General features: G+C 51.9%; 10 protein-coding genes and 1 pseudogene. 2 read left to right on the top strand and 9 right to left on the bottom strand.

Features of this window, described 5'->3' with window-relative positions; translation table 11 throughout:
* Positions 1–5 precede the first annotated feature (5 nt).
* From ACSMDR_RS16585 to ACSMDR_RS16545, 9 genes and pseudogenes are all read right to left on the bottom strand, one after another.
* Entirely contained in the window at positions 6–1,550 is a 1,545-nt protein-coding gene (locus ACSMDR_RS16585) for an N-acetylneuraminate synthase family protein (RefSeq protein WP_436468947.1), read from the bottom strand.
* Between the two features lie 17 nt (positions 1,551–1,567).
* Positions 1,568–2,248, bottom strand: a complete 681-nt coding sequence (locus ACSMDR_RS16580) for an inositol monophosphatase family protein (protein WP_436468946.1) — start codon at positions 2,246–2,248, stop codon at positions 1,568–1,570.
* A complete protein-coding gene (locus ACSMDR_RS16575; protein WP_436468945.1) occupies positions 2,235–2,942 on the bottom strand; it encodes an acylneuraminate cytidylyltransferase family protein in 708 nt (235 codons plus the stop codon). Before ACSMDR_RS16575 ends, ACSMDR_RS16580 begins: the two co-directional genes overlap by 14 nt.
* Before the next feature lie 252 nt (positions 2,943–3,194).
* The gene (rfbC, locus tag ACSMDR_RS16570) at positions 3,195–3,740 is read right to left on the bottom strand and encodes a dTDP-4-dehydrorhamnose 3,5-epimerase (protein ID WP_436468944.1); all 546 of its coding nucleotides are present in this window, start codon (positions 3,738–3,740) and stop codon (positions 3,195–3,197) included.
* Positions 3,741–3,801: 61 nt separating this feature from the next.
* Positions 3,802–4,680: a glucose-1-phosphate thymidylyltransferase RfbA gene (gene rfbA / locus ACSMDR_RS16565; RefSeq protein ID WP_436468943.1), complete on the bottom strand. Its 879-nt coding sequence runs from the start codon at positions 4,678–4,680 to the stop codon at positions 3,802–3,804.
* Positions 4,681–4,792: 112 nt separating this feature from the next.
* Positions 4,793–5,419: pseudogene (rfbD, locus tag ACSMDR_RS16560) on the bottom strand (dTDP-4-dehydrorhamnose reductase); the annotation flags it as partial.
* A complete protein-coding gene (gene rfbB, locus ACSMDR_RS16555; RefSeq protein WP_436468942.1) occupies positions 5,328–6,410 on the bottom strand; it encodes a dTDP-glucose 4,6-dehydratase in 1,083 nt (360 codons plus the stop codon). The pseudogene rfbD and the gene rfbB, both read right to left, overlap by 92 nt.
* A gap of 545 nt (positions 6,411–6,955) precedes the next feature.
* Positions 6,956–8,209, bottom strand: a complete 1,254-nt coding sequence (gene icd / locus ACSMDR_RS16550; protein ID WP_436468941.1) for an NADP-dependent isocitrate dehydrogenase — start codon at positions 8,207–8,209, stop codon at positions 6,956–6,958.
* A 171-nt stretch (positions 8,210–8,380) separates the two neighbouring features.
* Entirely contained in the window at positions 8,381–9,253 is an 873-nt protein-coding gene (locus ACSMDR_RS16545) for a helix-turn-helix transcriptional regulator (protein ID WP_436468940.1), read from the bottom strand.
* Between the two features lie 137 nt (positions 9,254–9,390).
* Here ACSMDR_RS16545 and manA point away from each other — a divergent pair, with 137 nt between their 5' ends.
* Both manA and ACSMDR_RS16535 read left to right on the top strand, forming a co-directional pair.
* Positions 9,391–10,626, top strand: coding sequence for a mannose-6-phosphate isomerase, class I (gene manA, locus ACSMDR_RS16540; protein ID WP_436468939.1), 1,236 nt, complete (start codon positions 9,391–9,393; stop codon positions 10,624–10,626).
* Positions 10,627–11,121: 495 nt separating this feature from the next.
* Positions 11,122–13,008, top strand: coding sequence for a PTS fructose transporter subunit EIIC (locus ACSMDR_RS16535; RefSeq protein ID WP_436468938.1), 1,887 nt, complete (start codon positions 11,122–11,124; stop codon positions 13,006–13,008).
* The last annotated feature ends 166 nt before the right edge of the window (positions 13,009–13,174 follow it).

The raw sequence follows: 13,174 nt of genomic DNA, 5'->3' as shown, positions 1-13,174 counted from the left end.
AAATGTTATTTTGAGACAACCCAATATTTATGGTGTTCAGTCGCTTGAATCTCTTTCACTTCACTACCCACAATACGCTCAGCCTTGCGGATATCTGTTATAATACGAGTGAAATCACCATTAACCAAGTCAATCGCCACTTCATCAAAGTGAGACCAAGCTACATCGCCAAATTTGACGTGCTTTTCAATCATTTTGGCACCAGCTGCGACCGCCATCATAGAACACAGACTACCAATATCATGGCTGGAAAAGCCCGGGATAATGCGTGGTTCTTTTTTCGATAGATTGTAATAGTGTCTAATCACGCCAATCTGCGTGTCTTCCGTCGGTGTAGGGTAAGCAGATGTACATTGAAGTAGGTAGATATTCCGGGCCTTAGTGAAGCTGTTAAGAATGAATCCTTCATACGCTTCATCAGTATATCCAGTCGAAATAACAACATCTTTGGTAAAATCAGCTGCAACAGCAGCCAAGTAATCTTTATGCTCAGAGATTGTCGATGGCAACTTAATCATATCTGGATCAAACTGCTTGATAAAAACATATGAAGGCATGTCCAAAATCGATGCAAACCAGCCAATGCCGATCTTTTTACAGAACATATCAACAAAAGCAAATTGCTCTTTATTCAGCTCAATACCATGACGGTATTCGCGGAAGGTGGTACCAAAAGGTGAATTATATGGAGAATCTAGCTTTTCTTTGCTGTAGAAACTTTCAACATCACGTTTCTGTAACTTAATATAATCAGCTCCAGCCTGTTTGGCCGCAACAATCATTGACTTTAAGCGGTCCATATCACCAAAATGGTTGGTGGTGATCTCGGCAATGATTTTTACATCATACTTCTGCGTCATATCTTGTGTAGATCTGCTTTTCGGCAGTATTACACCATGATGACGAGCACTAAAGACTTGGTTAAAAGCTTCTACAGAATAGATGCTGTAAGGTTTGTTACCAACGTGGCTGACATTAATGTTCAAACGTGATTTCTCAGCCAACAGCATCTTCAGAAGTTGCTCCTGATTGCTAATGATGCGCTCTTGATATTCAGGCTCTGCATGCATTGCAGCCGTTGGTATTTTGTTGGTAAAACCGTCTTTAGTAGTGAAATCAAACCCAAGCAAGTAAACATTTTTAGTGACTTTTTCTTGCTTAGCAATTTGATTTGCAATCTTTAGTGCCGAGATGACTATGGAACTTTCAATATAGATAGTATCTTCGAAGAAACGATGAATTAGAAAATCTGCTGTTTCTGGAGTATAGGGTACATATTCGGCGGCTAAATGAACAACGTCTTTTGGGAGAACACGATCAGAAACATACAATTTGCACTGAGGTTTTTTCTCATCAAAGATATCCAGAACCCAACCATGGTGAAATACGGCAATATCCCCTGGGTAGATTAGCTCAGAATCATTGGTGTTAATAACCATGCAGTTTTTTAGTAAAGAAAGATCGATTTTGTCAATGCTCGGCCCTTTACCGATAATAACGATATCAAGACCTTTTTTGCTAGCAATTGATTGTTCTAAACTTTGGTTCATGCGATTTCCTTTTGATACTATTTCTTTATGTTTATTTTATATTTTTGGGTAGGAAACAGAATTTGACCTTGATAAGGTTTGCCATCAACGAGTGCTTCGCAACCATGTTCCAATGCAAAATTCAAACCGGGTAAAATATCCCAGCAGTTCACGCCTTTGACATTTTCAAAACTGGCATATGCACCACGGACTGCTGCTAGCATATTATACATTGAGCAACCAATTATTCGGTATTCAAAGCCCTCTTCCAACTGCAGAAGGTCCTGCTTGGTCAGTGAAGAGGAAAGGCCGCGAATACGTGAATGATAATGAGTCATCGGCATACCAGTAATGTGGAAATCATTTAGTTCGGGCAAAAATATACAAGACTCTTGATGTACACCATTCGTATAAATACTGATGCCGATTCCCCACTCTTTAAGTCCTGAAACAAAATTTTCAGTACCATCAATAGGATCCAGCACAACATAATTGCCCTGATCGTTCCAGATTACATCGTTGAATGGAGCCATTTCTTCAGAGATTAACTGGTGCTCTGGTAATACTTTTGTTAAATAGTCTAAGACTAAATGCTGTACTAGCAAATCTCCTTTGCTAACGTAACTTCCATCTGGCTTTTGTGAAAAAAATGAACGAAGGGAGATGATTTTATTCAGCTGAGATGTTAGCAATGCCACAAGTTCTTTAGAGATACTCATTCACTAACTCCGGTGTATTTTCAATAATATTTTTGACAACTTCAAAATCGAAACGATCATCAATATCCAGCCCGCAGATATTGCTTGTTTCTACTGCGTAGACAGAGCGGCCTAAAAAATCAGACCCGAAGTTATTACCTTTGAAACGGAAAACATCAGTGCTAAACACTTTATATTCCGGACGCATATCCTGTCGGCGCATCATGGATTTACCTAAATCATCAAAAGATGGAGTAAGAACTCTACTATCATTAAGATGATAAAGTCGATTCTCTGCTCGCACTACGGTTCTTGCTGCAGTAGCCTGAGTATTGGATCTCAATATCTCAATGCATTGTTCAACATCCGCAACCGAGCGAAAAACAAATGTTGGACGAAGCCAAACCAAAATATCAGGCTCTGCAATATTATGTTCTGAAAACTTTACTCTTAAATCATCAAGAATATGCTCTTCCATTGCTGTATCTGCTGCAGCTTCTCTTGAGCGGAGGAAAGGCACCTCAGCGCCATACATACGAGCAATTTCCGCATATTGTTCAGAATCTGTTGAGCAAATTATTTTTGTAACGCCTGTGATTTTTTTTGCAAATTCAATACTGTAAGCCAATAAAGGTTTCCCTGCTAGCTCTCGAATATTTTTATCAGGAAGACCTTTAGAACCAGACCGCGCAGGTATAATTATATAAATATTCATTTTAGCTCCTAAAATTCAATGCAGGAATAAATATATCAACGCAAAAACTATACAACCATAAAACATTCATGTAGTTATGCACATACTGACCGCAAGCTGCGGGGAAAATATTATTCATAAGGAATGATGTATGGTCACTCACATATATTTACACATTCACTAAACTGGCAGCGCATTTAATAAATATCAAATTAACAACTGTATGCTCAGTATATGTTAGAGATATTGACTTTTTAATGTACGTTACACTAGTTAGAAAACTTCTACGCCGTTTAATGGCAGACTAAGTTTATCTTTTTTAGAAAGACTTGGCAGATCTACTATTGGCCATTCAATAGCTATATCCAGGTCATTCCAAATGATAGAGCGTTCGTGTACTGGCGAGTAATAATCTGTTGTTTTATAAAGAAACTCAGCGGTCTCACTGAGTGTCAAAAAACCATGGGCAAATCCTTCCGGGATCCACAATTGCCGCTTATTATCACCTGATAGATGCACTCCAACCCACAGTCCGAAGGTTGGTGAATGTTTGCGGATATCTACCGCTACATCGAACACTTCACCAGCAACACACCGCACCAGCTTGCCCTGAGCATGGGGAGGCAACTGAAAGTGCAATCCACGCAATACTCCTTGCGATGACTTTGAGTGATTATCTTGGACGAAGGTCACAGGGTATCCTACTGCCTCTTCAAACAGCTTGTGGTTGAAACTCTCAAAGAAAAAACCACGCTCGTCACCAAATACTTTTGGCTCAAAGATAAGTACGTCGGGGATTGCTGTCTTGACTACATTCATTATTATATCCACATTAAATTCAATCTTGATTGAGAGGATAGTCCCCCTCCCCAATATCACATCAGGCTTTCGAGACCATCTTTAACAGATATTGTCCATAGGCATTTTTTGCCAATGGCACAGCCAACTCACGTACTTGGTCGGCAGTAATAAATCTCTGGCGATAGGCGATCTCTTCCGGGCAGGCAACCTTCAACCCCTGACGGGTCTCGATGGTCTGAATAAAGTTGCTCGCTTCAATCATGCTTTCATGGGTCCCAGTATCGAGCCAGGCATAACCCCTCCCCATCATGGCAACCGACAAATTAGCGTTCTCAAGGTAGATGCGATTTACATCGGTGATTTCCAGCTCACCACGGGGAGATGGTTTCAAGCTTTTAGCAATTTCGACCACGTTGTTGTCGTAAAAATAGAGGCCCGTCACCGCATAGTTGCTCTTGGGTGCAAGTGGCTTCTCTTCCAATGAGATAGCCGTTCCTTGACTGTCAAACTCCACTACCCCGTAGCGCTCAGGGTCGTGCACATGGTAAGCAAATACTGTTGCGCCACTCTCTTTGCCTGCGGCAGCCTCCAGCTGTTTCTGCAGATCGTGGCCATAGAAGATGTTGTCGCCCAATACCAGCGCACAGGGGTCTGAGCCGATGAATTCTTCGCCCAGAATAAAGGCTTGTGCCAACCCATCCGGACTTGGCTGCACCTTGTATTGCAAGTTCAGGCCCCACTGGCTGCCATCACCCAGCAATTGTTCAAAACGGGGAGTATCTTGCGGAGTGCTGATGATCAAAATATCGCGAATACCGGCCAGCATCAGGGTGCTTAGCGGGTAGTAGATCATCGGCTTGTCATAGATAGGCAGCAACTGTTTGCTCACTGCCATGGTCACCGGATAGAGGCGAGTGCCTGAACCACCGGCCAGAATAATGCCTTTACGTTTGGTCATGATGCTTATTTCTTGTTGTTAAACTGCAAGGGAAAGGGTGGCAAAATGCTACTCCTTTTATGTTTTATCCCTGCCGACAAAGGCTGTATTCAATACATCTTTTGTCAGTGATTTACTTGTCCAAGATCTCGGTCAACATCCGATCCACGCCGACGGTCCAGTCCGGCAGTACCATATCGAAGGTCTGCTGGAATTTACTGGTATCCAACCGAGAGTTATGGGGACGTTTAGCCGGAGTTGGGAAAGCGCTGGTCGGCACGGCATTGAGTTGCGTGACCGCCAGGTCAACCCCCGCTTCTCTGGCCTTGGCAAACACCCGCTGGACATAGTCAAACCAAGTGGTAGTACCGGAGGCGATCAAATGGTAAAGCCCGGCGACCTCTGGCTTGTTCTGCGCTACGCGAATTGCATGAGCGGTACAATCGGCCAGCAACTCTGCACCAGTTGGGGCGCCAAACTGGTCATTTATAACCGACATTTCCGTGCGCTCCTTGCCAACACGCAGCATAGTCTTGGCAAAGTTGGTACCGCGTGCGGCATATACCCAGCTGGTGCGGAAGATAAGATGGCGAGAGCAAAGCGCAGCAGCATGCTCCCCTGCCAGCTTGGTCTCACCATAGACATTGAGCGGGGCGGTCTGGTCGCTTTCAGTCCAGGGGCGCTCGCCACTGCCATCGAACACGTAATCGGTGGAGTAGTGTACCAGCCAAGCACCCAACGCCTCGGCTTCTTTGGCAATCCCAATTCAGTTCACTACTAATTTTGCTGGTATCAATGGCGTAACGACGGTCATGACCGGGCCTGTCAGCCACATGGGTGATTTTATCCCGATAGCTTTTCACCTTTTTCCCGGACTTTTCTCCCTCAAGAAGGCATGGGGATAAGGGGACCAGTTCGTCGAGCAGATCGCAGATGGTCTGCACCACCTCCAGATTGCGCTTTTCATTGTGACCACCGATGTTGTAGGTCTCTCCCGCCCGCCCTTTGGTCAATACCAGCAGCAGTGCTCTGGCATGATCGTCCACATAAAGCCAGTCGCGGATCTGGTCTCCCTTGCCATAAAGAGGGATCGGCTTGCCAGTCAAGGCGTGGGCGATCGTTTGAGGAATCAGCTTTTCCGCATGTTGCCAGGGCCCGTAATTGTTCGAACAGTTGGTCACCAGCACGGGTAGCCCGTATGTGCGGTGCCAGGCACGCACTAGGTGGTCGCTCGATGCCTTGGCAGCAGAATAGGGACTGCTCGGCGCATACGAGGTGCTTTCGGTAAAGAGCGGCAGATGCGCGCCGGGAGCCAATTCATCCGGGTGGGGCAGATCGCCATATACCTCATCGGTGGATATATGGTGAAAGCGAAATGCTGCCTTGCGCACCTCATCCAGCCCATTCCAGTAAGCACGGGCCGCTTCCAGCAGCATGTAGGTACCGACGATATTGGTCTCGATAAAATCGGCCGGGCCCGAAATGGAGCGATCAACGTGGCTCTCGGCGGCCAGGTGCATCACGGCATCGGGTTGATGGGCTGCAAAGGTGCGGGCCATGGCGCCACTATCACGGATATTGGCATGCTCAAAGTGGTAACGGGGGGAATCGCTACATTCAGCCAAGGCTGCTGGATTGGCGGCATAGGTCAGCGCATCGACATTGACCACCTCATCCTGGGTCTGCCGGATAATATGACGGATAAGCGCCGAGCCGATAAAACCGCATCCACCCGTTACGAGTATCTTCATTTATATGGATATGCTCATGGGATTGCGAGCTTGGCGGTAAGGTAAAAGACATTCATTCTCAATAACGGAGTTCAAAATAAAATAGCCGCTGACTGACCATGATGTTATGTCAAACACCATAGCTACCGCCCCTGGGTTACAGCCCCCAGTTTGCTGCTTTTGACCAGATTGTGTGTGCGCACGGATCATGATGTTGACCTCAGGTGACACTTATAACTGCAAGACAGTGCATCGGGGCTCAGCGATGAGCTGACATGCTATTGATTAGCCATGGGCAAAGAATGCCAAAGATATGCACTGATGGCGCTTAAAATCAGCTTCGGATTCTAGCATCCTCCCTCTCCCAAGAGTACAGAAAAGGAAATTATCAGGGCCCGTTTGGTGGATTAATAGGCAATTAATCAGGCTTCGTTGGAATCTTGCCTTTGAACTAGCCGCTTCATTGCCAACATCTGATCCATCGCTCATCAACTGGCGGTATTGCCTCAATGAAAAAGGCCGCCATCATGTGATGGCGGCCTTTTAATATCAAAACAATCAATAGATTACATCTGGTCGATCATGTCCTGAGCGAACTCGGAGCAAGAGCGCAGGGTCGCGCCTTCCATCAGTCGCTCGAAGTCATAGGTGACCGTCTTGTTGGCGATGGCGCGCTCCATCCCCTTCACGACCAGATCTGCCGCTTCGACCCAGCCCAGGTGACGCAGCATCATCTCGGCGGAGAGGATGAGGGAGCCCGGGTTGACCTTGTCCTGGCCTGCGTATTTCGGCGCAGTGCCATGGGTTGCCTCGAACAGGGCGACGCCGTCGCCGATGTTGGCACCAGGGGCGATACCGATACCACCGACCTGAGCGGCCAGGGCATCGGAGATGTAATCGCCGTTGAGGTTCATACAGGCGATGACGTCATATTCGGCCGGGCGCAGCAGGATCTGTTGCAGGAAAGCATCGGCGATGACGTCCTTGACGATGATGGTCTTGCCGGTTTTCGGGTTCTTGAAGGAGCACCAGGGGCCGCCGTCGATGAGCTGGGCATCGTACTCTTTCTGGGCCAGGGCATAGCCCCAATCCTTGAAGGCACCTTCGGTGAACTTCATGATGTTGCCCTTGTGGACCAGGGTCACGGAGTCGCGATCGTTGTCGATGGCATACTCGATGGCGGCACGCACCAGGCGCTCGGTACCGGCTTTGGACATGGGCTTGATGCCGATGCCGCAAGACTCGGGGAAGCGAATTTTCTTCACGCCCATCTCGTTTTGCAGGAAGGCGATGACCTTTTTGGCCTCCTCGCTATCCGCTTTCCACTCGATGCCGGCGTAGATGTCTTCGGCGTTTTCGCGGAAGATCACCATGTCGGTCAGATCAGGGCGCTTGACCGGGCTAGGAGTGCCTTGGTAGTAACGCACCGGGCGCAGGCAGACATAGAGATCCAGCTCCTGACGCAGGGCCACGTTGAGGGAGCGAATGCCGCCACCGACCGGCGTGGTCAGCGGGCCCTTGATGGCCACGCAGTATTCACGAATGAAATCCAGGGTTTCGGCCGGCAGCCAGGCGCCTTCGCCATAGATGTGAGTCGACTTCTCACCGGTGTAGATTTCCATCCAGGCGATTTTGCGCTCGCCTTTGTAAGCCTTCTCGACCGCGGCATTGACCACGTTCAGCATGGCCGGGGTCACGTCCACACCGATGCCATCCCCTTCGATAAAAGGAATGATGGGATTGTTCGGCACGGTCAGCTTGCCATCGGCTGCCACTGTGATTTTCTGGCCCTGGGTCGGGACTACTACTTTGCTTTCCATCGGCATCTCCTAACTTCCTTTTGTTATCAATCTGTAAGTTGCGCGCGGCCATATTAGCCCATTCATTTACATAATCAAATGGTGAGCAACAAGCGCAAGCCATAGTCGCGCATTGGATCACAATGCATCTCACCACCAGCCAAACCAGCGGCTAAACCTCATGAATAACGGTCACTCCACCAGACTCGCCGACTCTTGGGGCTGGCTCAAATCACGATACTGGGTTGGGGTCAGCCCGGTTTTTTGCTTGAACACCCGGCAGAAGTAATTCACATCGCCGTAGCCGCAGCGATTTGCCACCTCCTCCAGTCGGAATCGGTATTTTTTGAGCATGAACTTGGCCCTGTCGATCCGCACCCAGCTGATGTAATCGGCCAGCCGCATATGGCCCTGCTCCCGAAAGAGATGGGAGAGATGGCTGGCCGAGAGGTTGAAGCGGTGGGCAATGGAGTCACGACTGATGGGGCGATGAAAATTTTCCTGGATGTAGATACAGATCCCATGAAACAGATCGGCTCCCCGCGGCCGCTCGGTCGCCGATGTACCGAGCAGTTGCTGCGCACTGGTCAGCAGCGCCAGCAACAGATGGTTATCGGTGGGAGAGCGCTCAGGATCCTCGGTCAGCACGTTGAGCGCCGCCAAAATATGCTCTGTCACATGACCGGCTCTGGCCATGATGCTGTGTTTTTGCACATCGAAGAAATCGGGTTCTTCCCGGCGCTTGCTCACCAGGCTGAAACCGAGCTGACGCTTGCCAAACAGCAAGCTCAGCACCGAGCAATCCGTGGTCCATTGCGGCTTGTTCCAGCCGTTGGGCGGGATATAGAGCGCCTGTCCCGGCAATATCCGGATCTCCTGGCTGCCCTGCTCCTTGTCCCAGACCTGATTGACATATTCGCCACTGAACACCAGCTCGAGACGAGGGAAGTTGACCTGATAGCTGAAGCTGGGGGGCACCCCTTGCTCGCTGGCAAACCAGACTTGCTCGAAGGGGGCCTGCTCATTGATGGCATCAATGAGCAGTTGCGTGAAAATGAGTGACATGATGATCCCAATCAAGAGAAAAGCAGGCGGTTGCGGCGGCCACGACCGCCCATGTTATAGTCCGGGCCGGACAGTCAATTCCACCCTTTTCTTCAAACGAACCTTTTTCCTCACTCGAACTAAAAGAGGCGTCCCTTATGAGTTGTCGCGATCTGCCCTCCTTGCTGCCCCCTTTCCTCCTGATGAAAAACCCAATCCAGGGTTACGACTGGGGCAGCCGTGACGCCCTGACCAAACTGTTTGGGATCCCGAACCCGGACGGCAAGCCTCAGGCCGAGCTGTGGATGGGCGCACACCCCAACGGCTGCTCAGAGGTGCAGCTCAACAATGGCACTCAGACACTCTCGGCCCTGATAGATTACGACCCGGCCGCCGCGCTGGGCGAAAGCACCCTCGCCCGCTTCGGCAGCTTGCCGTTCCTGTTCAAGGTGCTGTGCGCCGAGAAGGCCCTCTCCATCCAGGTACACCCCAGCAAATCCCAGGCCGAAGCTGGCTTTGCCAAAGAAGAAGCCGCTGGCATCCCCATCAAGGCGGGCAATCGCAACTACAAAGACCCCAATCACAAGCCGGAGTTGGTGTTTGCCCTCACCCCCTATCAGGCGATGAACGGCTTTCGCGCCATCCCCGCCATCCTGGCCCTGTTCGAGCGGGCCAAGCTGGCGGCCATTGCCGCGCTAGTCGCGGACCTTGCCGCCGCTCACGCGGCCAATCAGGGCGAAGCGGGCCTGCAACTCTTCTTCCATCAGCTGCTGATTTTGGACGGTGCCCCCAAGGAGCAGGCACTGGCGGAGCTGCTTGCCTTTGCCGCCAACCATCAGGATGAAGAGACCTTTGCATTGGTCACTAGCCTGTCTGTTCAGTATCCGGGCGATGTGGGGCTGTTTTCGCCACTGTTGCTCAATGTCGTGACCCTTCAGCCGGGCGAGGCCATGTTCCTCGATGCCTGCACCCCTCACGCCTATGTGCGCGGCACCGGCCTCGAGATCATGGCCAACTCCGACAACGTACTGCGCGCAGGCCTGACCCCCAAATATATCGACGTGGCCGAGCTGCTCGATTGCACCCGCTGCGTGGCCAAACCCGATGATCAGATCCTGCTCAGCCCCCGCCTTGAGGGTATGACCGGAAACATGGTGCAGCACTTCGATGTGCCAGTGCCGGATTTCACCTTCAGCGTCTACCCGGCAGGGGAACATCAGCTCACCACTGCCAGCGCCGAGATCCTGTTTGCCATCGATGGCACCGTGACCCTCAAGCAGGGCGATAACGCGCTGCGCCTCGACAAGGGCCAGTCCGCCTTTATTCCGGCCGCCACCGGCCACTACCAACTGCTGAGCGAGGGCCGGGTCGCCCGCGCCGGCAACCGCTGCTAAGCAGAACGATGAGCATCTACATGCACAAGGGCCATCATGGATGGCCCTTGTTTTTATCCCTTGCCTCTCGGCTTGCTCTACCTCCTTCTTGCTGCACGGTTGTGCAGATCTGGTTGCTCAATCCCCAGCGCTAATCGATGCCCGTCAAGGGGCTGCATGCACAACCCAGCGCTGTTTTTGCCAAACCGCTCACATTTCTGGCCATGGTCATGCCGCACAAATCTCCATTCTGTTTTGCCTCTCTGAGTTGCAGCAGGGTTGTCGCCCTTGTCCAATAAAAACATTAACATACTGTTTTTAATTAATATTTCATTTTATTCCCATCCAATGCATGGCCACAAAAAATGCGAGCAGGGTCACAGGCTCCAGGCCTTGGCACAAAAATCCAGTAAAGGGCACATATCTCCGATATCCACACCGAGGCAAGGGCGAAACAATAGGCGGGTCAATTACTTCCCCATCGCAGCGGCTTCATGAAGGAGCCAGGAGACACCTATGCTCACCACCTTGATAGATGAAGGACTGATCTGCCTCGACATCGCGGCCAACGACAAACAGGGGCTCTTTGTCGAGCTGGCCGCCCGGCTCAAAGCCTGCGGCAAGATAGCCGATCAGGATCAGTTCGTGCGCGACCTCTGGGCGCGGGAGAACCTCGACAACACCGGTTTTGAGCAGGGGGTCGCCCTGCCTCATGCCAAGAGCGAGGCGGTGTTGCAACCCGCCATCGTCATCGGTATCAGCCGCCAGGGGATCGACTATGGCGCCGAAGATGGACTGCCCTCCAGACTGTTCTTCATGATTGCCTCCCCGGCGGGGGGCGCCAACCACCATATCGAAGTGCTGGCCGAGCTCTCCACCAAGCTGCTGGAACCGGGCTTTATCCCCCGGATGCAGGCGGCCACCAGCAAGGCCGAGGTGCTCGGGCTGTTGACTAGCCCCCCACCCAACGTCAAGGTGCAGGTAACAGCATCGCATCAGCCCAGCGCGCCAGACCCCCAGGATCGCAGCATCAAGGCCCAGCTCAATACCCTCAAGCAGCACCTGCTGTTTGGCACCTCCCACATGATCCCCTTCATCGTCGCGGGGGGTGTGCTGCTGTCGCTGTCGGTGATGATGAGCGGCAAGGGCGCCGTGCCCGAGGCGGGTGTGCTCAAGGACATGGCCGACATGGGGATCGCGGGGCTGACCCTCTTTACCGCCGTGCTCGGCGGCTACATCGCCTACTCCATGGCGGACAAGCCGGGCTTGGCGCCCGGCATGATCGGCTCCTGGATCGCGGTGCAGCAGTTTCACACCGGTTTTCTCGGCGCCATCCTGGTGGGCTTTATCGCCGGCATCATCGTCAATCAGCTCAAACGCATCAAGCTACCGGACTCCATGAGTTCGCTCGGATCCATCTTCATCTATCCGCTGATCGGCACCTTCCTGGTGTGCGGCATCGTCATGTGGGTGATAGGTGCGCCCATCGCCGCCATGATGGAGGGGATGAACCACTGGCTCTCCAGCATGGCGGGCTCCGGCAAGGTGATGCTGGGGGCCATCCTAGGTGGCATGACCGCCTTCGACATGGGCGGCCCGGTCAACAAGGTGGCCACCCTGTTCGCCCAGACCCAGGTCAACACCCAACCCTGGCTGATGGGGGGCGTCGGTATCGCCATCTGCGTGCCGCCCCTTGGCATGGCGCTGGCGACCCTGCTCTCCCCCCGCCGCTACAAGAAGGAGGAGCGTGAAGCGGGCAAGGCGGCCGCCATCATGGGCATGATCGGTATCAGCGAGGGGGCTATTCCCTTTGCCGCCGCCGATCCGGTGCGGGTCATTCCGGCCATAGTCGCGGGCGGCATCGTCGGCAACATCACCGGCTTCATGATGCACAGCATCAACCATGCCCCCTGGGGCGGCTGGATAGTGCTGCCGGTGGTGGAAGGCAAGATGGGCTATATCCTGGGCACAGTGCTCGGCGCCCTGACCACGGCCCTTATCGTCAACCTGCTGAAAAAGCCGGTGACTGAGGAAGAAGAGGTCAGCACCCCGGATGGCGGCTATGAGGTCATCGAAGCGGAAGGTGAGGCAGAGGTGCTCGCCATCACCGCCTGCCCCTCAGGGGTGGCCCACACCTTCCTCGCCGCCAAGAGCCTGCAAAAGGCGGCCGCCAAGGCCGGGATCAAGTTGAAAGTGGAGACACAAGGCGCCAACGGCATCATCAACCGCATTACCCCCAAAGACGTGGCCAACGCCCGCTGCGTCATCCTGGCCCATGACGTTGCCATCAAGCACCGGGAGCGCTTCAAGGATATCGAGATCATCGATGTGAAGACCAAAGAAGCCATCCACAACCCGGAGGGATTGCTGGCCCGCACCCTGACGGGCAGCAAGGTTGCCTGATCCCGCCAGTCGCAGATCGATCATGTCGAAATAAATAGGGGCCTTTTGGCCCCTTTAGTTATGTTTTCATGCAAGCATCCTCGATGCTCCTCATCACCGAAAAAGGCAGCGACCAAGCTTCGACTCCACCAACAGATGCGGGCAACAGAACCTGTGGACTGAGATC

This window comes from Aeromonas molluscorum, assembly GCF_051376105.1.
GTDB lineage: Bacteria > Pseudomonadota > Gammaproteobacteria > Enterobacterales > Aeromonadaceae > Aeromonas > Aeromonas molluscorum.
The sequence above is the reverse complement of the archived record's forward strand: the minus strand, read 5'-3'. Positions and strand labels throughout refer to the sequence as shown.

Coding starts and splice junctions, on each gene's coding strand:
- ACSMDR_RS16585 (WP_436468947.1), bottom strand. CDS start 1,550: ATGAACCAAAGTTTAGAACAATCAATTGCTAGCAAAAAAGGTCTTGAT.
- ACSMDR_RS16580 (WP_436468946.1), bottom strand. CDS start 2,248: ATGAGTATCTCTAAAGAACTTGTGGCATTGCTAACATCTCAGCTGAAT.
- ACSMDR_RS16575 (WP_436468945.1), bottom strand. CDS start 2,942: ATGAATATTTATATAATTATACCTGCGCGGTCTGGTTCTAAAGGTCTT.
- rfbC (WP_436468944.1), bottom strand. CDS start 3,740: ATGAATGTAGTCAAGACAGCAATCCCCGACGTACTTATCTTTGAGCCA.
- rfbA (WP_436468943.1), bottom strand. CDS start 4,680: ATGACCAAACGTAAAGGCATTATTCTGGCCGGTGGTTCAGGCACTCGC.
- rfbB (WP_436468942.1), bottom strand. CDS start 6,410: ATGAAGATACTCGTAACGGGTGGATGCGGTTTTATCGGCTCGGCGCTT.
- icd (WP_436468941.1), bottom strand. CDS start 8,209: ATGGAAAGCAAAGTAGTAGTCCCGACCCAGGGCCAGAAAATCACAGTG.
- ACSMDR_RS16545 (WP_436468940.1), bottom strand. CDS start 9,253: ATGTCACTCATTTTCACGCAACTGCTCATTGATGCCATCAATGAGCAG.
- manA (WP_436468939.1), top strand. CDS start 9,391: ATGAGTTGTCGCGATCTGCCCTCCTTGCTGCCCCCTTTCCTCCTGATG.
- ACSMDR_RS16535 (WP_436468938.1), top strand. CDS start 11,122: ATGCTCACCACCTTGATAGATGAAGGACTGATCTGCCTCGACATCGCG.